This window comes from Ruminococcus sp. 8Y-12, assembly GCF_058119865.1.
Genome location: NZ_CM176623.1, coordinates 3,899,061 through 3,924,279 on the forward strand (window position 1 = coordinate 3,899,061; position 25,219 = coordinate 3,924,279).

Sequence of the window (25,219 nt, forward strand, 5' to 3'; positions counted from 1 at the left end):
GTTTCTACCTCCAATTTTAGTTCATGGTTGCTAAAGTGTCACCAGATTCAACTGCATCACCCACTGCTACGTCAACGCTTGCAACGGTTCCGTCCTGAGGAGCCACAACCGGAATCTCCATCTTCATTGCTTCCAGCACAATAATGGTATCTCCGGCCTTCACAGCCTGTCCTGCATTTGCCTCTACCTTAAACACTTTGCCCGGAACGGATGCTGTCACTTTTACAGCCCCTGCGCCTGCCGCCTTGGGAGCCGGTGCTGCCGGTGCCTTGGGAGCTGCTTTGGGTGCTGCCTTGGGAGCCGGTGCTGCCGGTGCTCCTGTGCCGATTCCTTCTTCTACAGTTACGTCATATACGGTTCCATTTACCGTGATTGTATAATTTTTCATGATCTAAATCCTCCTATACCTATACATTTTTCCATCTTCTTGCATTTGCTTTTTTGATTGAACGAACTCTGAAACTGTCTGTAGATGTATTCTCTGATGCCGCGATTGCCGCTGCAATGACTGCCACCAGTTCACCATCATCCACAAGTTCCTCCTGTACAACCGGCTCGGTCCTCACCGGAACGGGTACTGGCGCAGGAACAGGCGCTTCCTTTTTCTTTGAAAAACCTTTCTCCAGCTTAGGAACAAACCGGAACAGGGAAATGATAAAGCTGAGGAAAATCAGCATAAGAAATACAATGCCGATGCCCATGACTGTGTTCAGCCCCGCCTTTTCCATCTTCTGCCCCAATGTATAGTTCACATCAAAGCTCATGCTCAGAGGTCCTTCCATCACATCAATAATATATGGAACCGTTGCCGTTCCCTTCTCAAACTTAACGATCGAAGTGACAGTCACCTGGGTATCATCTGCCTCCACTTCCTGGCTGGTAATTTCCACGAAGGTTCCCAACTCTTCCCTGGCGCTTTTCCATGACTCCACAGTGTTGATGACAAAAGCACTGTTGCTCTGTGACAGGTACGAGTCAATATCCTCATCCGTAAACGCAGTCACAATCTGTATGGTCTGGGTAGCGCTGCTTTTGTACTCGGCTATACTCTGCTCATTCAGTACCGAAGCACTGTCCGCTGCTTCTGATTTACTGCCAAAAACAAGAATACCCATACCGAACATCAGGCACATTGCCCATAATAATCCTTTTAATCTCTGCCTCATATTATTCACCCCGCTTATACCGTTCCGTGTTTCTTGGATGGACGACCTTCTCTTTTTGTGAATAACATTTCAAAAGCACCGATAACATATTTCCTGGTATCTTCCGCCTCAATGATGGTATCTACATAGCCTCTCTTCGCTGCAGCCAGAGCACTGGACTGAAGCTTTGCATACTCGCCCGCTTTCTCATTGATCGTGGCTGCGTCCGCATCCGCGTACATGATCTTAGCCGCCAGCTTTGCATCCATCATACCAATCTGTGCTGTGGGCCACGCGAAAGTCATATCCGCGCCAATGGCCTTGCTGTTCATGGCTGTATAGGCGCTGCCGAATGCCATGCCGATAATCACATTTACCTTAGGCACAGTTGCATTTGCAAATGCATAGGTCATCTCCGCCACAGCGGCAGCAATTCCTCTCTCAGAGTGCATGTCCGCCTTAAATCCCTTCACATTAGTCAAGGTCAGAACCGGAATCTCAAAGGCATCACAGAACTTAACGAATTTTGCAGCTTTTCGACTGCCCTTTGTGGTGAGCACTGCGTCAAACTCTTCCGCTTTCTTCCCCTCAGCGTCATAGACCTCAGTGCGGTTTGCCACAACACCTACGGTCGTCCCGTTTAATTTGATAAATCCGGTTACCATTTCTTTTGCATATCCGGCCTTAGTCTCTACAAAAATGGCGTCATCAGAAATATTAGAAAGAAGAATGGAGGTATCTCCCACAGTATTCGCCAAGTCTGTACATACACGGTTTAAATCATCTGTGCATTCTTCATAAGACATGTCGTCCTCATTGTTGGCCGGAAGCATGCAGATCAATTCTCTGATTCCGGCAAAAATCTCTTCCTCGGTTCCGGTAAAGTCCACCAGCCCCACTTCCTCGCTCTGGAATTTTGCAGAAGATGTATCGCATTTGGAAATTTCATTTCCATCCAGCGCGTTTGGAGAGTTCACAAATAATTTTGCTTTTTTACTTTCCATAAAAGTAAAATCCGTCAGTGCCGGTACCAGTGCAAGTCCGCCTCCGCAGGTACCGAAAACGGCGGTTATCTGCGGCACCACTCCGGATGCCATGGTCTGTTTCAGGTAAAGTTCACCAAAAGCATTCAGCGCATCTGTCGCCTCCTGAAGCCTCAGTCCCGCACAGTCAACCAATCCGATCACCGGTGCGCCCATCTTCATCGCCATATCATAGACTGCGGCAATTTTCCTGGCATGCATTTCACCGATAGAGCCTCCCAGTACAGATGCGTCCTGGCTGTAAACGTACACCAGATTGCCGTCAATCACACCATATCCGGTTACGACTCCATCTGCAGGGGTTTCTTTTTGCTGCATGTTGAAATCAGTATTTCTGGCAGTCACACATCCGCCGATTTCAACAAAACTGTTCTCATCAAGTAAAGAAGTAATTCTTGTACTTGCTAAGCTTTGTGCTGTATTACTCATTATTCAGCCCTCCATTTTTTATATTTAATAAAAGTAAAACCAATTTTCTGCCGATTTTAATTGTATCTTGTTTTGGTGAAAATATCAAGTATTTTGTCACGTTTTTTCATTATTGTAAACCTTATGTCAGATAGGTCTAACTAACCTTTCTTTGAATCAATCATTTTTTCCCAAAGAAAAGATGCCGGTTTCCGAAAATGTCATCATTTCAGAAATCCGGCATACACCTTAATTTTCTCCCAAAAACCGTTCCATCACCTTTCTGGCGCACCAGCTGAAGCTGATCTCATCCACACGGCTGCACGCAGTGACGGGATACTCCCGGATGAGTTGCTCCCCCAGAAAATATTTGACGCTCCCCACTACCTGGCCTTCTTCAACCGGGGCCCTCAGGGACTCCTCCTGGGATACCTGAACAGTCACTTTTTCATCTTTTTTTAACAGGACAGAAATCTCCTCCGGCTCCTGAATCTTTGTCTCAGTGTAGGCCAGGTCCTCTAAGCTTCCGCTTTCCGGTATCCCATCTGCCACCGGAATCTTCCGAAGTGCCACATCCTCCCACACATTTTGGTACGCATAGTTTTCCAGCCCATACTCCATCAGTTTTTTCGTATCGCTCCACTTATAGCTTTTGTTGTTGGGCCACCCGCAGGCCAGAAGAGCTACGATAAAGGTTTTACCATCTCTCTGCAGCGCTCCCACATAGCAGTATCCAGCGTTTGCAGTAAATCCCGTCTTTCCCGTGAGTGCGCCGTCCATCATACCCAAAAAGGCATTGTGGTTGACGCAGGAGAAGCCTCTGTTCTTCTCCACATTGGAGAAGGCATAGGATATGGTCTGGGTTATCTTTAAAAACTCCTCACGTTTCGGAGACTGGGTGATACAGTATCGCATAATCAAGGCCAGATCCTTTGCTGTGGTAGAGTGGACGCCTCCCTCGTCCTGGGAATCCAGACCGTTTGGGGTGACAAAGTGGGTATGTTCGCAGCCCAGTTCCCGGGCCTTTTCATTCATCATCCGGGCAAATCCGGATACGCTGCCCCCCACGTGTTCTGCCAGCACCACTGCCGCGTCATTGTGGCTCTCCAGCATCAAAGAGTACAGCAGGTCCTCCACATAGTAGGTTTCCCCCTGGCGTACGCCCAGGTGTACCTTGGGCTGGGATGCCGCCTCTGCGGACACTTGTGCCTCCTCGCCAGGCCCGGTATTCTCCAAAATCAGAATACAGGTCATGATCTTTGTAGTACTGGCCATGGGCAGCTGTTTTTCGCAATCCTTGCCAAATAAAACACGCCCTGAGTCAGCATCTATCAGAACCGCTGACTGGGCGTACAGGTTCCCAGGTTCGGCAGAAGCCTTCATGGGAAAACATAAAAGCATTATACATACTATCATTACTCCGGCAATTTTTTTCTTCAATATCCCGTACTTCCCATTTTTATAGATTATGGTAAGTATATGCTCCTGGGGACAAAGTTATTCACACAATCCTCTTCATTCCCTGCTATTTGTAGTTTCTCTGGAAGCGATAATTGATGTGTCCCTCCTCACCCAGAGTATTATAGAACTCCTCCAGCACTGTCACGGTTTCCGGCACCGCACACTTTACCATGCTCACCAGCTCCCCGGTGCTCTCCTGGCACCTGGACACAGGCTTTTTGCGCAGAATTCTCCCCTGAGTCTCATCATAGACCTTGAAGATGCGCAGCAGGCGCAGAAGCAGCTTTCTTTTCAGTGGATTTCTGCACACAGTCACCCCTGTGTAGAACCTCATGCCCCGCAGGCATTTGCGCAGCTTTTTCTCACTGATCCCTTCCAGCGCAGCCGCAGCGGCACGCACTGCATCCTTCTCCGGGTGCAGCCCGCTGGCCGGGTGAAAGGAAAAGGGGTTGTGACCGTATTTTTCCATCAGAGCCCTGTCCAGTTCTGTCTCGATCTCATCATGCTTCGCTCCCGTCTTTTCCATGTACCGGTAGATATATGGATGGCAGGTACTGTCCAGCATATAATGGCAGATAAATCCAAGAATATATACCAGCAGGGTTTGGTCCCCCGTCTCCCGATACTTTTCCTTGCAGCTCAGAAAGAAATCTGCTGCAATTTCATCGTGCATTTTATGCCCGGTTTGATTGATTTCGTTTTTAAGAAAGGGCCTGTAATAGAACAGGATGTCCGGGCCGTGAAGCCCAATCAGATAAGCCATCCGGCAATGCATGATGATCTCCTTCATCTCTTCCGGAAGTCTCTGATAAACTGCCTTTCCAAATAGATCATGTGTGTACGTTGTGGGCATCTTACCAGCTCCAATCTTGCGTAATCTATGCCTCTGTCTGTCCCGGTGGAATACTCATTCATCCGCCGTCCATTCAGACATCCAGCTTTAACTGTATCTCTTCTTCTGCCTCTGCCTTGAAGTCTTCGATCTGCACAGTACTCGCACAGGGCAGATCCTCTAAAGACTGTACTCCAAAGTTTCTCAGGAACTCTTCTGTAGTTCCAAATAAAATCGGTCTTCCCGGAGCATCCAGACGCCCAAGCTCTGTCACCAGATTGTATTCAATCAGCTTATTTACCGCATGATCACACTTTACGCCCCGGATTTTCTCAATCTCCGCCTTTGTGATCGGCTGCTTATAGGCAATGATGGACAATGTCTCCAGGGCCACATCCGTCAGCGCAGCCTTGCGGGGCTGTTTCGCAATACGGATCAGATATTCGTACATCTCATTTTTTGTACAAAGCTGGAAAGAATTCTCCAGCTCAATGATTCGGATTCCCCGGTCCTCTGCCTGATACTTGTCCATCATATTATGTATTATTTTCCTGGTTGTCTCCAAATCATGCTCTATTGTCCTGGCAATCTTCTCCAGCTCCACTGAGTCTCCCATTGCAAACAGGATGGCCTCAATGATCGCTTCCGTCTTTTTCAGTTCCAACACTCTCGTCCTCTTTCTGTGGTATATAGGAGATATAGATCTCCTCAAAGGTCCCCTCCTGCCGGATTTGGATCTTCCCCACCTTCATCAGCTCAAGAATAACCAAAAAGGTGATTATCACCTGCATCTTGCTTTTTCCGGTCTCCAGCAGATCCCGAAATCTGCATCGTCCACGGTCTGTGATATACTGCTCCACGGTCTCCCAGGTGGCATCCATATCCACCTCTTCCTTTTCCAGGGTTCCAAAGCTGCTTCGGATGGGGTCAATTCTATCCTTCTGCCGTCTCAGGATATCTTTAAAAATCTTATGCATCCTTGTGAGTGTGACCCCGCCAAGAAGCTCTTCCACATTGATCTCTGGCCGGTAGGCCAGCACCTCATCCGGAATGGTGGGAGGTTTGTACATGGAATGAGAGGCATCCTGCTGCCTGTCCCTCAGTTCATAGGACATGTATTTGTATAGTTTGTACTCCAGCAGCTTTTCTACCAGCTCTTGCCTGGGGTCCTCCTCCTCGCCTTCCTCGTTGACCTCCTTGGGCAGAAGCATCCTGGACTTGATGTCCAAAAGTGTGGCTGCCATGACCAGAAACTCACTCATGACATTCAAATCCTGCTGCTTTATCTCCTGAATATATTCCATATACTGTTTCGTTATCTCCACGATGGGAATATCGTAGATATTTACTTTGTTTTTATCAATCAAGTGCAGAAGAAGGTCCAGAGGTCCCTCAAATACCTGCAGCTTAACGGGTATCCCCATGAAATTTACCTCATCTTCTTACGGTCAGCGCAGTGCATGCGCTGACCTGTTGAATAGTTACGTTCCGCGGTCTTTTTATTGTACTAAGTTTCAGAACGGTTTGCAACCCTCGTTACTGTTCACACGTTCGCAGTAACATGCATAAATCCATGCAAAATCGCCTTCGGCGATGGGATTTATGCACCTCTGAATCATTTTCTCACGGTCTGAGCAGTAAATGCGCAGACCTGAGTGAACAGAAACCAACCCTCAGAACAGGTCCAGCACCACGACCTCCGTGGGATTTCCGAGCCGCGGAAGCATGGAGTGTGTCCCGATCCCTGTGCTGACTGCCATAAACTTACCCTTTTCCTCAAAGACGCCCCTGGCGTATTTTGGAAAAAGCCGAAACTGAGGGCTGACCACTCCTCCCAAAAGCGGTAGGCGCACAAACCCGCCATGCAGATGGCCGGACACCGTCAAATCTGCACCCCAAGCAGCATAAGCAGGAAAATGCACGGGATTGTGCGCAATCAGCAAACCGTAGCGTTCCCCCTTCTTTTTGCCCAAAAGCTGTTCCATCTGTGCCGCCGTCAGCCTTTCTCTGCACGTTCTTTGGTAAAACCTCCAGGGCAGCTCCAAGCCGTAGATGCGAAACCGCATCCCTTTTAAACTGATATCCGCCCACTCATTCTCCAGTAGGTAAACCCCTGCTGCCCTCAGATGCTTTGCATATCCCGCATACCGAAGTCCGAAGGTCTGTGTGTCCAGTTTCATCCGGTACTCATGATTCCCATTTCCATAGTAAACCGGGTAAACTTTTGCCAGCTTCGTCATCACGGACAGGGCCGCGTCCTCCCGACGCTTAGGCTCGCAGTTGAGTATATCCCCCGCAGCCAGGATCAGGTCAGGCTTTAGCTGGCGTATTCCCGCCAGCAGCACAGAATTGTCCGGCCCGTAAACCTGGTTGTGCAGATCACTGAGCAGAACAATTCTGATTTTTTGAAAGGGTCGGTATATTTCATGATCCAGTGGTATTTGATAGTAGGTAGTTTTAAAATTCTTCATGAGATGTAGTATATCACACTCCCGGCCAGATGAAAAGTCTGTGAATTTATTTCAGATACTCCTGAAAGGCTTTTTTTAGATAGTCAAGGAATCCCGCTTTCTCCACTTCTCCGTCCGCAAGTATCTTCACACTGCCGATCTTTTTGTCATTTAAGTAGTACTCCGCCGCTCCAACCGGATCTCCCTTGGCTATGGGCGCCTCAATCTCCTCGCTCATCTTAATCTCTTTTCTTATTCCCGACAAATCCGCCCCCTCTGTGTCCAGGTAGCAAAATTCCCCCTCATAACGGCAAGGAGCCTGTTCCTGTACGCCCCGTTTCACCGGGATATTTGGCAGGGCATCCTTGTTTTCGTCTGTGTACAGGGCACATTTACCAAACCCATAGTTCAAAAGTGTAGCTGCGTTGGAAAACCTGGTCTTGGAATCAGGTGCTGTCATGATGACGCTGATCAGGTCAATCCCATTGCGATTGGCCGTGGCTGAAAGACAGTATTTTGCAATGCTGGTGCTGCCTGTCTTCAGTCCCGTGCAGCCTTCATAGCTGCGCAGCAGTTTATTGGTATTGGTGAGGCCAAACTCCTTGGTCCCCTGTTTTGTCACATGCGTAATATTTTCCATCCATATGGTTGTGTAGTCAAACACTTGGGGAAATCTGGTGACCAGTTCCCTGGACATCAGGGCAATATCCCTGGCAGTTGTATAATGATTGGTATCCTCGGTGAGACCGCAGCAATCTACAAAGTGGGTATTTTCCATCCCCAGCTCCTTTGCCTTCTCATTCATCTTGTTGACAAACTCCTGCTCGCTGCCTGCAATATGCTCTGCCATGGCCACCGCCGCATCATTTCCAGAGGCAATGAGAATGCATTTGAGCATCGTCTCCGCGGTCTGAGTTTCCCCCTCCTCCAGAAATACCTGGGAACCTCCCATGGATTTGGCGTGGGCGCTGGTCACCACCTCGTCCGTCATCTTCAGCTTACCGCTCTCCACTGCCTCAAAAATCAACAAAGTAGTCATAATCTTTGTCACACTGGCAGGGCTCCTCTGCTCATCCGCTGCCTTTTCATACAGCACTGTGCCTGTAGATGCCTCCATCAAGATAGCTGACGGGGACTCGATCTCCACGCCTTCCCCCTCAGCGCAGACCGGCAGAATATTCAGGCCAAACAGCACAAAGGCCAGCAATACCGCGAGAAATCTTTTCATAAAAATACCGCTCCTGTTCTATTATCTAATTAAGTATAATAGAAACTGGAACGGTTTATGCTTATTATATTTTGTCAGTGGTAAAAATCACGTATACTGTTCTTCAGCACCTTCATTTTGTCGGGTATTCTCCTCACCGGGCGAGGCAGGCTAAGGGATTTGGCTTTGCACAAATGCACGGTAAAATCCACAAGATAGTATACCATCAGAACTCCTCCCGCAATACAGCCAGCCAGGTAAGAGTAGGAATCTGCCAGAAACATCACGCCCCTGTGCAGAAATGCGAAGAGAATGACCGTATAAAATCCCCACGCAATAGAGCTCTCCAGGCAGATAATTCCCTCGTAGTTGTATGGCTTCTCTCTGTAATCCCACCACACAGTTCCAAAAATATGTATCATGAGCTTGGCCACCAAAAACTCAAAGAAGGTTGCCATCAGACTGCCCAGTATATAGAGAACTACATAATTGCCTGCAAACGGCTTCAACAAAAAGTAGGCTCCCAGGGCACCAAATCCATAGATCGGACAGATTGGCCCAAAAATGAATCCTCTGTTTACAAATTTCTTTTCACAAAACGACATGTACGCCGTCTCCACACACCAACCTAAAATACTGTAAATAAAAAACCACTGTACAATGTGATACACGTCTGTTCCTGTTCCAAATACAGGTATTTCCCAGGGCATGTCTTACTCCTTTCTGCCAGTCTCCACCGTCCATGAAAAAGTTTAAAAGTATCAGCACCCATATTGACTATTGTCATGGTATCACACTTTTCTAAGACATGCCACCCACTTTGAAATTATTAAAAGATTATTAAAGTATTCTTAATAAAGAATACCTATATCTTTCACTCATTGTCTCTCTTTGGCAAAGGCGCCAAAAATGGCCTGATGATTTTTGACATAGAAAATCCCCGGACAATAGCCGGGGATTTCATCTGCACATATTAGTTATACTTACGCTTACGAGCAGCTTCAGATTTCTTTTTACGTCTCACGCTCGGTTTTTCGTAATGTTCTCTTTTACGAATCTCCTGCTGAATACCAGCCTTTGCGCAGTTTCTTTTGAAACGACGTAAAGCGCTATCTAAAGTCTCGTTCTCTTTAACGATTACGTTTGACATAGCTTCACACCTAACCTCCCTCCAGTTGTAGATTGTGCATAATACAACTGTCTGGGTATTTTTATTGCACTGTTAATTATTATAGCATATTTTCGCCACACGTCAAGTATTATTTGACTTGATCTTCCAAAATTTGTGAAACAGCCTTCAAAGCTTCGGGAATTTTGTCCGGATTTTTACCTCCAGCCTGAGCCATTCCGGGGCGTCCGCCTCCGCCTCCGCCTACAACCGCTGCCATTCCTTTAATCAGATTTCCGGCATGGGCACCTGCCCTCTGGGCCTGGTCAGTGGCCATAGCAACCAGGCTAACCTTACTATCCTTGGCGCTGGCCAGCACCACAACACCGTCGCCCAGTTTTTCCTTTAACTGGTCGCCCAAGTCGCGAAGGCCATTCATATCCACATCCTCCACAGATACTGCCAAAAGCTTCACGCCCTTCACTTCCGTCACCTGATCCATCACATCGCCCAGCGCGTCCTGAGCCAGTTTGCTCTTTAGGGACTCATTCTCGCTGTGAAGCGCTTTGAGTTCTGCCTGTAGATGCGCTATCTTTCCGGCCAGCTCACCCGGAGTGGTCTTTAAGAGCACGGCGGCATCGGCAAGCTTCTGCTCAAGACCACTGTAGTAGGCAAGCACGCCGTCCCCGGTAAGGGCCTCGATGCGCCGCACGCCGGATGCAATGCCCGCCTCTGACACAATCTTAAAAATTGTGATCACGCCTGTGTTCGACACGTGTGTACCACCGCAGAGCTCCTTTGAAAACTCTCCCATGGACACCACGCGAACGTCGTTCTCGTATTTCTCGCCAAACAGAGCCATTGCACCGCTCTTCTTGGCCTCCTCCACATTCATGATCTTTGTGACCACGGGAAGGGAAGCCTGTATTTCCTGGTTGACCAGATTTTCCACCTTCCGTATCTCCTCCGGTGTCATTGCCGCAAAGTGGGCAAAGTCGAAACGCAGCCTGCCCGGAGTCACCAGAGAGCCCTTCTGCTCCACATGGGAGCCCAGCACCAGCTTCAGTGCTTTCTGCAAAAGGTGGGTTGCGCTGTGGTTCTTACATGTATTTGCACGGCTCTTTTCATCCACTTCCAGGGTTACCTCATCCCCGGTCTTTAGCATCCCCTTTGTCACTCTTCCCACATGGCCATATTTGCCGCCCAGAAGCTTAATAGTGTCCTCCACCTTAAACTCTCCGTCTGCAGTGAGGATTATACCTGTATCGCCTTCCTGGCCGCCCATGGTGGCATAGAAAGGAGTCTTTTCCACAAAGATGGTTCCCTTTTCTCCATCCGAGAGGGCTTCTGTGATTTCCTCCTCTGAAGTGAGCACCGTCACCCTGGAAGAAAAGCTCAGGTGATCATAGCCCACAAACTCTGTAGTAACAGAAGCATCGATACTGTCGTACACCGTAGCATCGGCACCCATATAGTTAGTGGTTTTGCGCGCATCGCGCGCCTTTGTCCTCTGCTCCTCCATGGCTGCCTGAAAGCCATCCTCATCAATACTGCAGCCTTTTTCCTCTATAATCTCCTTTGTGAGGTCCAGGGGGAAGCCGTAGGTGTCATACAGGGTGAACGCACTTTGGCCATCCAGCACCTTTCTGCCCTCACGCTCCATCTCCTCCAGCATTCCAGCGAGAATGCTCAGTCCCTGGTCAATGGTTTTATTGAACTTCTCCTCCTCCTGAGCCAGCACTTTGAAGATAAAGTCCTTCTTCTCCTCCAGCTCCGGATATCCGTCCTTTGATCCCTCAATCACTGCCTCGCCAAGCTGTGAGAGGAAATTGTCCTTTATTCCCAGCAGACGTCCGTGGCGGGCAGCGCGGCGGATCAGGCGGCGCAGCACATAGCCTCTTCCCTCATTGGTGGGCATGATTCCATCTGAGATCATAAAGGTCGCAGAGCGGATATGATCTGTGATCAGGCGGATAGACACATCCTTATTTTCATCTGACTTGTACTCCGTATGTGAGAGTTCACAGACCTTTTTGCGAAGGGCCTCAATGGTGTCCACATCAAAGATGGATTCCACATCCTGAACCACAACAGCCAGCCTCTCCAATCCCATTCCGGTGTCAATGTTCTTCTGCGTCAGCTCCTCGTAATTCCCTTTTCCGTCATTCTCAAACTGGGTGAATACATTGTTCCACACTTCCATATAGCGGTCGCAGTCACATCCCACCGTGCAGTCCGGGCTGCCGCAGCCATACTTCTCTCCGCGGTCATAATAAATCTCGGAACAGGGGCCGCAGGGACCTGCCCCGTGCTCCCAGAAGTTGTCCTCTTTTCCAAAGCGGAAGATCCGCTCCGGCGCAATCCCGATATCCTTGTTCCAGATCTCAAAGGCCTCATCATCATCCAGATAGATGGAAGGGTAAAGCCTTTCCTCATCCAGTCCCACCACCTTGGTCAGGAATTCCCAGGACCAGGCAATCGCCTCTTTCTTAAAATAGTCCCCAAAGGAAAAGTTGCCGAGCATCTCAAAAAAGGTACCGTGTCTGGCTGTTTTTCCCACATTTTCTATATCACCTGTGCGGATACACTTCTGACAGGTGGTAACCCGCTTTCTCGGCGGAATCTCTGCCCCTGTAAAATATGGCTTTAAGGGAGCCATCCCTGAATTAATCAAAAGTAAGCTCTTGTCATTGTGCGGTACAAGAGAAAAGCTTTTCATAGCAAGATGTCCTTTGCTCTCAAAGAACTCCAAAAACATCCTGCGCAGCTCATTAACGCCGTACTTCTTCACAATAAATCCTCCTGTGTCTTTTTATTTTTCTGCCTCTTCCACAGCTGCTTTCTTCGCGTCCTTTCGGTTTCTAAGAACCTTTCCCAGACTGATGCCCCCAACCGCCACTGCCATCAGCAGAATCATTTTCACTGCTGTTTGAAATAATACTACAAAAAACTCCATAAGTCTACCTCCTTATTATAAGGTTACTCGGCTGTTATCTGATGATATCCCTTTTTCCCTTTTTTAATCACAAGAGCCCCGTCCTGATCAAAGTCCGAGGTGGTAAACACTCTTGCAAAGTCCGTCACCTTCTCGTCATTTACACTCACGCCGCCCTGCTGGATCAGACGTCTGCCCTCGGAACGGCTGGCCACCAGCTTCGTCTCCACAAGCAGGGTGATCAGATCCTTTCCCGCGTCCAGTTCCTCTTTTTTGTAGACTGTGGTGGGCATATTCCGGCTCTTTCCTCCGCCTGCAAAGACTGCCTTGGCCGCCTCGTCCGCTTTATTGGCTTCCTCCTCCCCGTGTACCAGCTTTGTCAGCTCATACGCCAGAATCTCCTTAGCCTTATTTAACTGGCTGCCCTCCCAGCTGTCCATAGCGTCAATCTCCTCCAGAGGGAGGAAGGTCAGCATGCGGATACATTTGAGCACATCGTCATCCGCCACGTTTCTCCAGTACTGGTAAAACTCATAGGGTGTGGTTTTATTGGGATCTAACCATACGGCTCCTGACTGTGTCTTGCCCATCTTTTTGCCCTCGGAATTCAGAAGCAGGGTGATGGTCATGGCATGGGCATCCTTGCCCAGTTTCCTGCGGATCAGCTCTGTTCCCCCCAGCATATTGCTCCACTGGTCATCTCCGCCGAACTGCATATTGCAGCCGTACCTCTCAAAAAGCTGTAAGAAGTCATAGCTCTGCATAATCATGTAGTTAAACTCCAGGAAACTAAGTCCCTTCTCCATGCGCTGCTTATAGCACTCTGCTGTCAGCATACGGTTTACAGAAAAATGAGGGCCTATATCCCTGATAAATTCAATGTAGTTCAGATTTGTCAGCCACTCCGCATTGTTTACCATCAAAGCTTTGTCGTCACTGAAATCAATAAACCGGCTCATCTGCTCCTTAAAACAGTCGCAGTTGTGCTGGATGGTCTCCACTGTCATCATCTGACGCATATCGCTGCGCCCGGACGGATCACCGATCATACCGGTTCCGCCGCCTAAAAGCGCGATCGGCTTATTTCCGGCCATCTGAAGCCGTTTCATGAGACACAGCGCCATAAAATGTCCCACATGCAAACTGTCCGCTGTGGGGTCAAAGCCAATGTAAAATGTGGCTTTACCATTGTTCACCATCTCTCTGATCTCTTCCTCATTTGTCACCTGGGCGATCAGTCCCCTGGCAACCAGTTCTTCATAAATCTTCATCTTTTCATTCTCCTAACTTACTAAATTTTAATATACCATACGAAAATGGCGAATGCAAGCGCAGGGCCGGGAAAAGGCATTTCTATACAGCAAAAAACCCGCCCCTTATGCTAAAAGGACGGGAGTTATTCTCACGTGTTACCACCTTTTTTCGCAGACGGCTCACACCGAACTGCCTCAATAAGTACTCGCTGTCTAAAGAGACCGCCTATACTTCGGCACATTAACGGATGCCAGACCGCTGCAGCCTACTAGTTTCCCCGGAAACATTCAGTGCAGAGCTCAAAGAGGTATTCGCCATATGCTTCCCCTGCGCCTCTCATCTGCCGGCTGCTTTCTGTAGGTTTCCCATATGACTACTTGTTCTTATCATCGCCTTCATTCATAGTGGTTATTATAAAAGACAATTTCCGGATTGTCAACGGTACTTTTTTATGTGCAGTAAATGCTCAGACCTGAGTGAACAGTAACCCCTCATCCGCAATCAGATTCTCACCGTCTGCCGCCCGGGTTGCCAGTTGGTCGCAGCGCTCATTCTGTTCATGGCCGTCATGTCCCTTTACCCAGATAAACTTGACTTCATGAGGATTCTTGGCAGCCAGAAGGCGTTTCCAGAGATCCACATTCTTTACAGGCTCATTTTTTCCCCGCTTCCAGTTTTTTTTAAGCCATCCCTCAATCCAGTGCTGGTTAAAGGCATCCACCAGATATTTGGAGTCTGAGTAAAGCTCCACCTGGCATGGACGGTTTAAGGCCTCCAGGCCCACAATCGCTGCCATGAGCTCCATCCGGTTGTTGGTTGTCTTTACATATCCCTGACTGTACTCCCTGGTGTGCAGCACGCCTTTGCTGTCCGTATAGTGAAGTACTGTTCCGTAGCCTCCGGGTCCGTCAGGATTGCCCCTGGCAGCTCCGTCGGTATATATCTTTACTAGCATAGATACTCCTTTTACTCTGTTTCATAGATTTTCAATGCATCTGTTGCGCCACTCCCCTGTTTCAATAAAGTGTTCCGCAGCCTCCTCAGCCCTGGATATGATGCTTTTATTGTATCCCATGATTCCCAACAGCTTGATCGCGTTTCTGGACACCGCTCTCCCCTCATAGAGTTTGTAGTTAAAAAGTACAGCCTCCTCCACCACTTCCTCCTGGAAGTGGAAGTTCTCGTACTCTCCCTCCAAAATGTGGGTCAGCTCAATATCGTGGGTGGCCGCAAAGCACATCACATCTGTTCTTGCCATACTCTCCAGGATCTCCGATGAGGCGGCTATGCGCTCCACCGTATTGGTCCCCCTGAGCACCTCATCTACAAAGCAGAGCAGGGGATTTTCTTCGCCTAAATGGTCCAGTATCCGTTTCAGGGACTTGATCTCCACAATAAAATAGCTCTCCTGGCTCATCAGATCATCGCGAAGAGCCATGGAGGAATAGATCTGGTAGAAATTTCCCCGGTAGGAGTCTGCCAGGCAAGTGTAGATAGATTGAGCCAGCAGCGCGTTGATGGCTATGGTCTTCAAAAACGTGGATTTACCGGAAGCATTGGACCCTGTGAGCAGGACGCCCCGCTCCACAGAGATGGTATTTTTCACGGGTTCCTCAATCATGGGATGGTAGATATTCTCCGTGTGCAGAAATACTTCCTTTGACCTGGAAAGATCTGGTTTACAGTGTTCCTCCATCATTGTCCTAAATGAGGCCACCGCAATGGCGCACTCCAGGGCCCCCAGATTTTCCGTCAGTTCCTCAAAGGCACTGATGTGCTCACGCAGCTCTCTTACCAGGGTGCTGAACTGAATCAGGTCCAAATGAAAAGTAAAGTTGAGATAAGCTGCAATGGACTGCTCAATACCTCCTCCGGCATTCATGGCTCCCCCGGCGATTACAAAAAAGGAATTTCGCTTAAACTTCTTAAACTGCTTTCCTGCCGTCATAAGACAATCCAGATATTCCTGTATTTCCGGACTTTTCAGCTTCTGTATTTTCTCCGCAGCCCTGAGCATCTCCAGCAGGCAGCTGCAGGAGAGAACATAGGGCTCAATTTTCTTTCTTCTTGAAAAATAAGTACTCCAGCAAAATCCCACCGATGCGATCAACGCCAGTATGCCGTACTGGGGAGCAGCCGCAATGGCGGCAATGGAGAGTACGATGGCAGCCATCCCCGCATAGTGAATGAGATTCGACCCCTGCTCATAGTCTGCCAAATTGTAAATATAGTCAAACACAGACCTGGCACCTGTCTTTCCGATGCCTGCAAAAAACACCTCCATCTGCTCCCGCTTATTCGGATTTGCAAGGAAGTACTCCGCAAGCCTGTCCCTCTCCTCCAGTTCCTCATTAGAAAAGGAGGGTGTTCGCAGCATATTGTAAAGACAGCTCTCCCCAATGCAGGACCAGGTATGATTCAGTAGCATAAATATTGTGTCCATATCCAGGTCGTTCCAGGTAATGTCATCCACGCAGAACTCAGCCTTCTGCCTGCGCTGAAAATAGTGGGTGATGGCATCGTACTCCGCGAAAGAGTATTCCCGGTCCGGCCTCTTTCCCCAGCTCTTTTTGACCTTTTGTATCAGCTGCTGCTTTCTCCTGTAATTGTGATACACACAGTACCCGGCAAATGCGGCCATCACTGCAGCCACAACCAGTATGACTTTCAACTGCACATCCATAGGCCTCTACTCTCCGCACATCTTGTGGATGGTGTAGATGAGTTTCTCAGACTCCTCCCATCCAAGGCAGGGATCGGTGATGGATTTTCCATAGATATGATCTGCCTGCCCAATCTTCTGAGATCCGGACTCCAGATAGCTCTCTATCATCACGCCTTTCACCAACTCCTTGATTCTGCCGTTTAAGTTTCTGCTGTGAAGCACTTCCTTTACAATGCGCACCTGCTCCTGGTACTGCTTGTTGGAGTTTGAGTGGTTTGCGTCCACGATGGTGGCAGGGTACTGCAGATCTCTCTCGTCATACATGTGCAAAAGCCTGTTTAAATCCTCATAGTGATAATTGGGCAGAGCATTGCCGTGCTTGTTTACAGCCCCCCGCAGAATGGTGTGGGCAAAGGGGTTTCCTGTGGTCTTAACCTCCCACCCCCGGTAAATAAAACTGTGCCCGCTCTGAGCCGCCACCACGGAGTTAAGCATTACGGAAAGGTCCCCGCTGGTGGGGTTCTTCATGCCCGCCGGCACATCCATCCCGCTGACAGTCAGCCTGTGCTGCTGGTCCTCCACAGACCTGGCCCCGATGGCCACGTAGGAGAGAATGTCAGAAAAATATCTCCAGTTCTCAGGATAAAGCATCTCATCCGCCGCGGTCAAACCGCTCTCCTCTATGGAGCGCAGATGGAGCTTCCGGATGGCAATCAGGCCTGCCAACAGGTCCGGCTTCTTTTCCGGGTCCGGCTGGTGAAGCATTCCCTTGTAGCCCTCGCCTGTTGTTCTGGGCTTATTTGTATAGATACGCGGGATCAGGATTAATTTGTCCCCCACCTTGTCCTGCACCCTTGACAGCCGGCCGATGTAATCACACACCGCCTCCTCATTGTCCGCAGAACAGGGGCCGATAATCACCAGAAACTTATCGGATTTTCCTGTAAAAACGTCCTTGATCATAGCGTCACGTTCTTCTTTTATCTTTGCCACGCGCTCGGACACCGGAAATTGTTCCTTGATCTCATTGGGCGTTGGCAGTCGTTTGATAAATTCAAAGCTCATAATATGTTCTCCTTATATCGCCAATTTCATTTCTTTCTTAATATAGCACAAAAATTTGGAAATACCAACAAAATAAAATTGAAAAATCCAATAAATGTGCTATGATAGTTACTGTTCACTCAGGTCTGAGCATTTACTGCTCAGACCGTGTGAAAATGATCCAAGGGTGCATAAATCCCATCGTCGAAGGCGATTTTACATGGATTTATGCATGTTACTGTGAACGTGTGAACAGTAACCTATGATAAAGGAAATCTTTTTCCAAAAAAACGTAAAGGAGTGTGATACAATGACCAACCCGCACAAACCTTACTTTCCCATGTTTGTGGATCTGACAGAAAAACGCATCGTTGTGGTTGGGGCCGGCACAATTGCAAAACGCAGAATCCGCTCCCTGCTGGAGTTTACAAATAACCTGACCGTCATTGCTCCGGAGGTAAACAGAGAGCTTTTGACGCTGCAGGAAAAAGGACTGCTGTCCATCACGAAGAAAAAATATGATCACACAGATATCCAAAAGGCTGATATCGTCATTGCAGCCACCAATGACGCGCAGCTAAACAGCGATATCTACCGTGTGTGTAAGGCTGAGGGGATCATGGTAAATGTGTGCAGCGATAAAAGTAAATGCGATTTTTATTTCCCGGGCATTGCCCGCAAGGACAATGTGGTGGTTGGAGTCACTGCCAGCGGGTCAGATCATAAAAAGGCCAGAAGTGTCATTGAGCGGATACGGCAGCTCCTGGAGTGCTGACAAGAATCGTTATATAAAAAAGCTGCCTCACACTGAAAAGTTTCGTGTGAAGCAGCTTTTTTATCCTCTTGGATGGGCCTTTGCGTAAACCTGCCGCACCCTGTTAACATTCATATTCATATAAATCTGCGTGGTGGATATGTCAGAGTGGCCCAGCATTTCCTGCACTGCCTTTAAATCAGCTCCGTTTTGTACCAGATGTGCTGCAAAAGAATGGCGCAAGGTGTGCGGGGTAATATCCTTTGTAATTCCCGCCCGCTCCGCATACTGCTTGATCAATTTCCAAAATCCCTGGCGGCTCATGGGTTTTCCGGAACAGTTTACAAAGAGATGTCCGCTCTCATTGCCTTTCAGAAAAGAATCCCTGGCCCAGCTTAAATATTCCAAAAGGGCCTGTCTGGCTGCAGTTCCAATGGGAATCACTCTCTCTTTTTCCTCATCCCTGCAGATAATGTAGTTCATATTCAGATTCAGATCTTCCATCTGAAAGCTGATCAACTCTGTCACCCTCACACCAGTGGCATAGAGCAGTTCCATCATCGCTTTATCCCTGCATCCCTTGGGTGTGTCCTTTCTTGGAGAATCCAGCAGTTCGGCTACCTCCTGTGTGGTCAGAATCTCCGGAGCCTTTTTCTCAATGTGAGGAGCCTTGATGACCTCTGTGGGGTCCTCGGGCACCTCATGCCTGCTGAACACATAGTGAAAATACGCCTTCATGGAAGCCACGTTTCTCGACACCGTTGCGGTAGAAAAACCTTCCTTTTCCAAAAAGAGAACATAAGAATTTAAGCTGGTGGATGTAACGTCGTGGATATCTTCTATCCCCTTTGACCTTAAAAAGGCAAACAATTTTTTCAAATCCCGCTGATAGGACATGATGGTGCTCTGTGACGCGTTTTTTACCTGCGCCAGGTACATGATAAAATTCGGTATCGTGCTTTCCATACTCGTCTACTCCTACTCATAGTTCCGTAATAATTAAGTAAGATAAACAGGGGATTTATCCCCTCTTTTCTCTCTCCCACTCACTCATTATGTAAATATTATAAGCAGATTTTCAGACAAAATCAAATGGTTTTTTTGCCCAAAAATGCTGATTTTACAGCATACACCACATATCGCTCTTCCCTTTTTGAAGGACACCAGATGTAGTGCGCCTTTACATATTTTCGTAAAACTTTTTTAAAATAATCTTAAAATTTGTTTTACAACCCATGGGTTTATGTAACTTTCTACCAAAATTCCAAAGAGAAGGAAGAGACACATTCCAACTCCGATCAAAATATAGTTCCAATCAATCCCCCCTGAGGGATTTCTGCCGCCCTGGTTTCTCCTTGCAGATTTTCTGTAAATTCCATACAAAAAGAAGATCCACGCCGGTACGTAAATAAAAATCTGAGGCACCATTGCCCCCGCGCAAAAAAGAATGCCCAGCATCCCAAGCTTCAGCACACCGATGCTGAACAGCGTTCCCGCGCAAAATCCCATCCAGGCAGTGTATGCGGCTGCGCAGGGCACTCCTGCTACCGTATACCCCAAAATCCATAGCAGGGCCACCCACTTGATCCTCTTCTCTAAAATGTAGAAAAACAGTCCTATCCCGTCAATCTCCAGATACTTGTACTGTTTCAGGAAAAAGTCACTTAAAATCCCTGCCTGACTGAGATATCCATCTCCGAGCAGGTTGACCGAGAGGATTCCTCCTATGAATCCAGCCAGAAAAAATATGACAAGCCCTTTGACAAATCTGGATTCCAACCGAACCCTTTTCACTTCATTTCTCCCATCACGCTTTTCTAATATAGTATGCAGGGAAAAAGCCCCATAGACTTCCATCTATAGGGCTTTTATTAAGCTAAATGATTTATTTGGCGTAATCTACCACGCGGGATTCCCTGATTACGCTGACTTTGATTTGACCAGGATACTCCAGTTCTGCTTCAATCTGCTTGGAGATATCGCGTGCCAGCAATACCATGTCCGCATCGCTAACCTGATCCGGCACAACCATAATTCGAATCTCTCTACCTGCCTGAATAGCAAAAGACTTGTCTACACCCTTGAAGGCATTTGATATATCTTCCAACTGTTTTAAACGATTTGTATATGTTTCCAGTGTTTCTCTTCTCGCACCAGGGCGTGCCGCAGAGATCGTATCTGCTGCCTGCACAATGCACGCAATCAGAGATTCTGGCTCTACATCGCCATGATGTGACTCCACCGCATTGATTACAATGGGGGATTCTTTGTACTTCTTACATAAATCAGCACCGATCTGAATATGGGAACCTTCCATTTCATGATCAATGGATTTACCGATATCATGCAATAAACCAGCGCGCTTCGCCATCCGCACATCCACGCCAATCTCACCTGCCAGCAGTCCTGACAGCTGAGCAACTTCTATGGAGTGCTTCAGAGCGTTTTGTCCATAACTGGTTCTAAATTTCATTCTACCAAGTAATCGGACTAACTCAGGATGGATTCCATGTACACCAACCTCAAGCGTAGCCGCTTCGCCTTCCTCGCGAATCATTGTTTCTACTTCTTTTTGGGCCTTTTCTACCATTTCCTCAATTCTTGCGGGATGGATACGCCCGTCTACGATCAGTTTCTCAAGGGCAATCCTTGCAACTTCTCTCCGTATTGGGTCAAAGCCTGATAAAATAACTGCTTCCGGTGTGTCGTCAATAATCAGATCCACACCTGTCATGGTCTCTAAGGTACGGATATTCCTTCCCTCTCTACCAATAATTCTTCCCTTCATCTCATCGTTGGGAAGCTGTACCACTGAGATGGTTGTCTCAGCAACGTGATCTGCCGCGCATTTCTGAATAGCGGTAACCACATACTCTTTTGCCTTTTTCGAGGCATCCTCTTTTGCTTTACTCTCCAACTCTTTATAGAGTTTGGCTGTATCGCTTTTTACTTCGTCTTCAACAGTTCTCAAGAGATATTCTTTTGCTTGTTCGGAGGTTAAACCTGAGATTCTCTCCAGTTCCTGTACTCTCTCGTCATTTAGCTTTTCAACCTCTTTACTCTTCCTCTTAATTTCTTCCTCTTTCGCTGCTAATCCTGACTCTCTCCGCTCAATTGCATCCGCTTTTTTGTCTACGGTTTCTTCCTTAGACAAAACGCGCTTTTCATAACGCTGTAACTCTGCTCTTCGCTCTCTTGTTTCTTTTTCGAGTTCATTTTTTGTTTTTAATGACTCTTCTTTCGCTTCGAGTAAAGCCTCCCGTTTTTTCGTCTCTGCAACCTTTAATGCATCATCTATTATTTTTCTGGCTTTTTCCTCCGCACTTCCAATCTTGGCTTCCACTACCTTCTTGTGATACGAAGTTGCAATAGGCCATGTAATAATAACAGCTATAATCAGAGTGATGACAACAGCAATAACCGTAATTACTGCACTCGGCACAGGAGCACCTCCTTATTTAATTTTCATTGTACAAATACAACACTTTGATTTTATCGTGTTTTGTGCATAATGTCAAGTAAATGTATATTCTATTCAAAATCTTCTTAACTGTTCCATACCTGAATCACCAAAAATCTTCTACTCCCCTGAGCACCCTGCTGATGTCTCTGGAGGAAAATCCTTTTCTCATCAAAAACTGATATAACTTCTGCCGCTCCTGCAAAGTGGCTGTTTCCAGATCCACTTTCTTCTTTCTCACCCACTTTTGTATCATAGCTGTCTCATCCGCGGGCTCTTTCCCTTCGTACACCCGGTTGATCATCTCCTTTGAGATCCCTTTTCTGAGCAGTTCCTGGGTAATCTGCTGACGGCTCTTGCTGTCCTTCCGGTAATCAATATAGCGGCTGGCATAACCTTCATCATCCACATAGCGGTAACTCTTCACATAGTCTATGGCACGGTCAATGATCTCCTCCGGATAATCTCCCTGCCGCAGTTTCTGTCTGAGCTGCTGTTCCGTGCGGTCCATGGACTTTAAGAGGTTCAGACAGCGCAGCTTGGCTCGTTTATCCAGCACCTGCTCCACAATCTCCTGATACACATGCGCTGGCAGCTTGGCCCCCTCTTTGATTCCATAGCGAGACAGCTCGCCCCTGTACAGGACAAAGGCAAGCTGCTCATCAATATATACTCTGCTTCTGTTTTTCCCCAATGGTTCAATCTGCGTAACTGTCACATCCGGCCCTCAATCTATTCCTCAGTCTTTTCCTCTGCTTTCGTTTCCCCAGCGCTCTCCTTTGCCTCGTCTTTTCCAGAGCCCGGAATCAGGCCATAACTCTCACGCACCTTCATCTCCACCTCTTCCATGACCTGAGGGTTCTCTTTCAGGTAAGTCTTTGCGTTCTCCCTGCCTTGGCCGATCTTAACGCCGTTGTAAGCATACCAGGCGCCACTCTTGTTGATCACACCCAGATTAGCTGCCAGATCCAGGACATCTCCCTCCCTGGAGATTCCCTGTCCAAACATGATATCAAACTCCGCCTCCTTAAAGGGCGGGGCAATTTTGTTCTTCACTACTTTGATACGCGTCCGGTTTCCGATCACCTCGCCAGCCTGCTTTAAAGACTCAATGCGCCTCACATCCAGACGGATGGAGGAATAAAACTTGAGGGCCCGGCCTCCTGTGGTGGTCTCCGGACTTCCAAACATAACTCCCACCTTCTCACGCAGCTGGTTGATAAAGATTACTGTACAGTTGGACTTGCTGATAATTCCTGTGAGTTTCCTGAGCGCCTGTGACATCAGACGAGCCTGGAGCCCCACATGGCTGTCCCCCATATCCCCGTCAATCTCTGCCTTGGGTACCAGTGCGGCCACAGAGTCCACGATAATAATGTCCACCGCCCCTGATCGCACCATGGTCTCTGTGATCTCCAGCGCCTGCTCGCCGTTGTCCGGCTGAGAGATGTACAGATTGTCGATATCCACGCCGATATTCTTGGCGTACACCGGGTCCAGAGCATGCTCCGCATCTATAAATCCAGCGATTCCGCCTCTCTTCTGAACCTCAGCCACCATATGTAAAGCCACTGTAGTCTTACCGCTGGACTCTGGACCATAAATTTCCACAACCCTTCCCTTTGGCACTCCGCCCAGCCCCAGGGCAATGTCCAGGCTCAAAGAACCTGTGGGGACGGTCTCCACATTCATATTCGCCGTGGAATCGCCCAGTTTCATGATAGCGCCCTTTCCAAAATCTTTCTCAATCTTGCTGATGGCCGCATCCAATGCTTTTAATTTATCATCCTGACCCATATCTCTGTTCTCCTCACTCTGTGATTTCATTTTTAATGTTGTCGGTTGCTATTCCGATCTATATATTTTGCCCGCGAACTAGTGTTCGTTTTTCTTCTAAACATCATATTATACTTTTGACTGCTTGTCAACTATTATCTTCTAAAATTTACATCGTCTCACTTACTTGTTTGTAACAGTTCAGACGGTCAGGTTCGTTACGGGCTGAGGCGAACGCTTCCTGCGCCGGAGGAAGCTGTTTCCCATAGGCGGAAGATCATGCTACCCAGGCGATTTCCTAACAAACTTTGAGGTGATTCTAGGTTCCTCTATGTTCCTGAGAGCAGTCGCCCGGGTGATGTCCGGGTGGTAATGCAAGTAACAGCCCTGATGTGTCTGCATCTGTGGTCAAGAGTATTTTCACTTTTGCGTCTTCTATATTGTACACTACAATGTCATATTTTTCAATATTTATTTCACTTTTTAATTATAAAGTTTACTAAAAAATAATGCAGGACCACTTGGTCCTGCACTTGTCTCTAAAAGCCGATATTCTTATACACCTCATAGGTGTCCAATATATGAAACTGCTCTGTCTCATGATTTCCCTGGGCTCCGGCGGTAATCAGTATAAACTCCTCCCCGCCAATCTGGGCAAAACTGGCCAGGCAGAGCCCTGCTTCCTCTGTGTACCCGGTCTTTCCTCCAAGAATCAAGCCGCTGCTCCGAACCTCATCAGGCATTGACGAGAACAGGGTGCTGTACAGAGTCAGTCCCTCCGGATGAGCATCCGACGGCTCTATGGTATAGGCATCTGTCTGGGCAATGGTGCGAAAGGTCTCATTTTGCAGAGCGTACTCCATCAGAGCCGCCAAGTCGGCTGCCGTAGAATAATGGTCCTCATTGTGCAGGCCGCTGGCATTCACAAAATGTGTATCGCCCATCCCCAGTTCCTGTGCCTTCTGGTTCATCAAGTCTGCAAACGCCTCCTCGGAACCCGCCACAAACTCAGCCAGCCCCGTACAGCACTCCGCCCCTGATGGCAGCATCACCCCGTAGAGCAAGTTTCTGACACTCACTTCCTCACCCGGGAGAAAGCCTGCCATGGAAGCCTCCTGCTGATAGAGTTCCTCAAACATATCCTCGGAAAGACGGACCTTCTCTTCTAAATCCTGCACCTTTTCCAAGGCCACCACTGCTGTCATGATCTTTGTCATAGATGCCGGATAGATCCGCTCCCCGCTGCCTTTGTCCAGCAGTCTCTCGCCATTCTTTCGTCTGATCAGCAGCGCATGATTGCTGTAAAGATTCTCCGCGTTTGTCCCCAATTTCACCGGTGGGTCTGTCTCTGTCTGAGTCTCCGCCTCATGCGTTTCTGTCTGTACCGCAGCGCTCTCCTGCCCTTTGCTCTCACGGCTGCTGATATTCTCCCCCTCAGGCTGGCGGGATAGAAACTGCCATGCGGCAATCCCTGTTCCTGCCAATAGAAGGAGAATCAAACCTCCTATCAGGCAGAAGGCTGCTGTGCGCTGTTTCTTACGCCTGCGGCTTCTGGCCCGCTGTCTTATTTCTTGAATTCTTCTATCTTCCGTATTCACGATCCGCCCCTGCTTTCTCTTTGATATTCTTCTATTTTACCATGTTCTCCAAAAAGATTGCTAATATTCTATAAGCAGG

General features: G+C 48.1%; 24 protein-coding genes. 1 reads left to right on the forward strand and 23 read right to left on the reverse strand.

Annotated features, from left to right (window positions below):
• Positions 1–16: 16 nt before the first annotated feature.
• From AC0THY_RS15580 to AC0THY_RS15660, 17 genes are all read right to left on the reverse strand, one after another.
• Entirely contained in the window at positions 17–388 is a 372-nt protein-coding gene (locus AC0THY_RS15580) for a biotin/lipoyl-binding carrier protein (RefSeq protein WP_489991519.1), read from the reverse strand.
• 19 nt (positions 389–407) lie between these two features.
• On the reverse strand, positions 408–1,166 hold the full coding sequence (locus AC0THY_RS15585; protein ID WP_489991520.1) for an OadG family transporter subunit: 759 nt from the start codon (positions 1,164–1,166) through the stop codon (positions 408–410).
• A gap of 14 nt (positions 1,167–1,180) precedes the next feature.
• Positions 1,181–2,617, reverse strand: coding sequence for an acyl-CoA carboxylase subunit beta (locus AC0THY_RS15590; protein ID WP_489991521.1), 1,437 nt, complete (start codon positions 2,615–2,617; stop codon positions 1,181–1,183).
• Positions 2,618–2,845: 228 nt separating this feature from the next.
• Entirely contained in the window at positions 2,846–4,036 is a 1,191-nt protein-coding gene (locus AC0THY_RS15595) for a D-alanyl-D-alanine carboxypeptidase family protein (protein WP_489991522.1), read from the reverse strand.
• An 85-nt stretch (positions 4,037–4,121) separates the two neighbouring features.
• Positions 4,122–4,910, reverse strand: coding sequence for a zinc dependent phospholipase C family protein (locus tag AC0THY_RS15600; protein WP_489991523.1), 789 nt, complete (start codon positions 4,908–4,910; stop codon positions 4,122–4,124).
• 73 nt (positions 4,911–4,983) lie between these two features.
• Entirely contained in the window at positions 4,984–5,553 is a 570-nt protein-coding gene (scpB, locus tag AC0THY_RS15605) for an SMC-Scp complex subunit ScpB (protein ID WP_489994207.1), read from the reverse strand.
• Positions 5,522–6,313: a segregation and condensation protein A gene (locus AC0THY_RS15610; protein ID WP_489991524.1), complete on the reverse strand. Its 792-nt coding sequence runs from the start codon at positions 6,311–6,313 to the stop codon at positions 5,522–5,524. The genes scpB and AC0THY_RS15610 overlap by 32 nt, the downstream gene beginning before the upstream one ends.
• 249 nt (positions 6,314–6,562) lie before the next feature.
• Positions 6,563–7,360, reverse strand: coding sequence for a metallophosphoesterase (locus tag AC0THY_RS15615; protein WP_489991525.1), 798 nt, complete (start codon positions 7,358–7,360; stop codon positions 6,563–6,565).
• Between the two features lie 46 nt (positions 7,361–7,406).
• Complete coding sequence (locus tag AC0THY_RS15620) at positions 7,407–8,567, reverse strand: D-alanyl-D-alanine carboxypeptidase family protein (RefSeq protein WP_489991526.1); 1,161 nt, start codon at positions 8,565–8,567, stop codon at positions 7,407–7,409.
• 74 nt (positions 8,568–8,641) lie between these two features.
• Positions 8,642–9,256 carry a putative ABC transporter permease gene (locus tag AC0THY_RS15625; RefSeq protein ID WP_489991527.1) on the reverse strand — a complete coding sequence of 205 codons (615 nt, stop codon included), beginning with the start codon at positions 9,254–9,256 and terminating at the stop codon, positions 8,642–8,644.
• 263 nt (positions 9,257–9,519) lie between these two features.
• Entirely contained in the window at positions 9,520–9,696 is a 177-nt protein-coding gene (rpsU, locus tag AC0THY_RS15630; protein WP_004054229.1) for a 30S ribosomal protein S21, read from the reverse strand.
• A gap of 109 nt (positions 9,697–9,805) precedes the next feature.
• Entirely contained in the window at positions 9,806–12,412 is a 2,607-nt protein-coding gene (alaS, locus tag AC0THY_RS15635; protein WP_489994208.1) for an alanine--tRNA ligase, read from the reverse strand.
• A 54-nt stretch (positions 12,413–12,466) separates the two neighbouring features.
• A complete protein-coding gene (locus AC0THY_RS15640; RefSeq protein ID WP_489991528.1) occupies positions 12,467–12,610 on the reverse strand; it encodes a hypothetical protein in 144 nt (47 codons plus the stop codon).
• A 23-nt stretch (positions 12,611–12,633) separates the two neighbouring features.
• Complete coding sequence (gene tyrS, locus AC0THY_RS15645; protein WP_489991529.1) at positions 12,634–13,860, reverse strand: tyrosine--tRNA ligase; 1,227 nt, start codon at positions 13,858–13,860, stop codon at positions 12,634–12,636.
• A gap of 449 nt (positions 13,861–14,309) precedes the next feature.
• On the reverse strand, positions 14,310–14,798 hold the full coding sequence (gene rnhA / locus AC0THY_RS15650; protein ID WP_489991530.1) for a ribonuclease HI: 489 nt from the start codon (positions 14,796–14,798) through the stop codon (positions 14,310–14,312).
• A gap of 21 nt (positions 14,799–14,819) precedes the next feature.
• Positions 14,820–16,526, reverse strand: coding sequence for a MutS-related protein (locus AC0THY_RS15655; RefSeq protein WP_489991531.1), 1,707 nt, complete (start codon positions 16,524–16,526; stop codon positions 14,820–14,822).
• A gap of 6 nt (positions 16,527–16,532) precedes the next feature.
• Positions 16,533–17,573 (reverse strand): 3-deoxy-7-phosphoheptulonate synthase, encoded by a 1,041-nt coding sequence (locus AC0THY_RS15660; RefSeq protein ID WP_489991532.1) that lies wholly within the window; start codon positions 17,571–17,573, stop codon positions 16,533–16,535.
• Between the two features lie 289 nt (positions 17,574–17,862).
• Here AC0THY_RS15660 and AC0THY_RS15665 point away from each other — a divergent pair, with 289 nt between their 5' ends.
• A complete protein-coding gene (locus AC0THY_RS15665) occupies positions 17,863–18,327 on the forward strand; it encodes a precorrin-2 dehydrogenase/sirohydrochlorin ferrochelatase family protein (protein WP_489991533.1) in 465 nt (154 codons plus the stop codon).
• Between the two features lie 60 nt (positions 18,328–18,387).
• Here AC0THY_RS15665 and xerD read toward each other — a convergent pair whose 3' ends face one another.
• From xerD to AC0THY_RS15695, 6 genes are all read right to left on the reverse strand, one after another.
• Positions 18,388–19,272, reverse strand: a complete 885-nt coding sequence (gene xerD, locus AC0THY_RS15670; RefSeq protein WP_489991534.1) for a site-specific tyrosine recombinase XerD — start codon at positions 19,270–19,272, stop codon at positions 18,388–18,390.
• A 237-nt stretch (positions 19,273–19,509) separates the two neighbouring features.
• Positions 19,510–20,100, reverse strand: coding sequence for a stage II sporulation protein M (locus tag AC0THY_RS15675; RefSeq protein ID WP_489991535.1), 591 nt, complete (start codon positions 20,098–20,100; stop codon positions 19,510–19,512).
• A gap of 91 nt (positions 20,101–20,191) precedes the next feature.
• Positions 20,192–21,748, reverse strand: a complete 1,557-nt coding sequence (gene rny / locus AC0THY_RS15680; protein WP_489991536.1) for a ribonuclease Y — start codon at positions 21,746–21,748, stop codon at positions 20,192–20,194.
• A gap of 124 nt (positions 21,749–21,872) precedes the next feature.
• Entirely contained in the window at positions 21,873–22,484 is a 612-nt protein-coding gene (locus AC0THY_RS15685; protein WP_489991537.1) for a regulatory protein RecX, read from the reverse strand.
• Positions 22,485–22,498: 14 nt separating this feature from the next.
• The gene (gene recA, locus AC0THY_RS15690) at positions 22,499–23,563 is read right to left on the reverse strand and encodes a recombinase RecA (RefSeq protein ID WP_489991538.1); all 1,065 of its coding nucleotides are present in this window, start codon (positions 23,561–23,563) and stop codon (positions 22,499–22,501) included.
• A 518-nt stretch (positions 23,564–24,081) separates the two neighbouring features.
• On the reverse strand, positions 24,082–25,140 hold the full coding sequence (locus tag AC0THY_RS15695; protein ID WP_489991539.1) for a D-alanyl-D-alanine carboxypeptidase family protein: 1,059 nt from the start codon (positions 25,138–25,140) through the stop codon (positions 24,082–24,084).
• Between the last annotated feature and the right edge of the window lie 79 nt (positions 25,141–25,219).

Bases quoted from the DNA above. Each gene is read 5' to 3' on its own strand.
- AC0THY_RS15625 (WP_489991527.1), bottom strand. From the start codon at position 9,256: ATGCCCTGGGAAATACCTGTATTTGGAACAGGAACAGACGTGTATCAC.
- AC0THY_RS15660 (WP_489991532.1), bottom strand. From the start codon at position 17,573: ATGAGCTTTGAATTTATCAAACGACTGCCAACGCCCAATGAGATCAAG.
- AC0THY_RS15610 (WP_489991524.1), bottom strand. From the start codon at position 6,313: ATGGGGATACCCGTTAAGCTGCAGGTATTTGAGGGACCTCTGGACCTT.
- rnhA (WP_489991530.1), bottom strand. From the start codon at position 14,798: ATGCTAGTAAAGATATATACCGACGGAGCTGCCAGGGGCAATCCTGAC.
- AC0THY_RS15655 (WP_489991531.1), bottom strand. From the start codon at position 16,526: ATGGATGTGCAGTTGAAAGTCATACTGGTTGTGGCTGCAGTGATGGCC.
- AC0THY_RS15580 (WP_489991519.1), bottom strand. From the start codon at position 388: ATGAAAAATTATACAATCACGGTAAATGGAACCGTATATGACGTAACT.
- AC0THY_RS15665 (WP_489991533.1), top strand. From the start codon at position 17,863: ATGACCAACCCGCACAAACCTTACTTTCCCATGTTTGTGGATCTGACA.
- tyrS (WP_489991529.1), bottom strand. From the start codon at position 13,860: ATGAAGATTTATGAAGAACTGGTTGCCAGGGGACTGATCGCCCAGGTG.
- rpsU (WP_004054229.1), bottom strand. From the start codon at position 9,696: ATGTCAAACGTAATCGTTAAAGAGAACGAGACTTTAGATAGCGCTTTA.
- AC0THY_RS15585 (WP_489991520.1), bottom strand. From the start codon at position 1,166: ATGAGGCAGAGATTAAAAGGATTATTATGGGCAATGTGCCTGATGTTC.
- AC0THY_RS15590 (WP_489991521.1), bottom strand. From the start codon at position 2,617: ATGAGTAATACAGCACAAAGCTTAGCAAGTACAAGAATTACTTCTTTA.
- xerD (WP_489991534.1), bottom strand. From the start codon at position 19,272: ATGGAAAGCACGATACCGAATTTTATCATGTACCTGGCGCAGGTAAAA.
- AC0THY_RS15600 (WP_489991523.1), bottom strand. From the start codon at position 4,910: ATGCCCACAACGTACACACATGATCTATTTGGAAAGGCAGTTTATCAG.
- recA (WP_489991538.1), bottom strand. From the start codon at position 23,563: ATGGGTCAGGATGATAAATTAAAAGCATTGGATGCGGCCATCAGCAAG.
- AC0THY_RS15640 (WP_489991528.1), bottom strand. From the start codon at position 12,610: ATGGAGTTTTTTGTAGTATTATTTCAAACAGCAGTGAAAATGATTCTG.
- AC0THY_RS15615 (WP_489991525.1), bottom strand. From the start codon at position 7,360: ATGAAGAATTTTAAAACTACCTACTATCAAATACCACTGGATCATGAA.
- AC0THY_RS15620 (WP_489991526.1), bottom strand. From the start codon at position 8,567: ATGAAAAGATTTCTCGCGGTATTGCTGGCCTTTGTGCTGTTTGGCCTG.
- alaS (WP_489994208.1), bottom strand. From the start codon at position 12,412: ATGTTTTTGGAGTTCTTTGAGAGCAAAGGACATCTTGCTATGAAAAGC.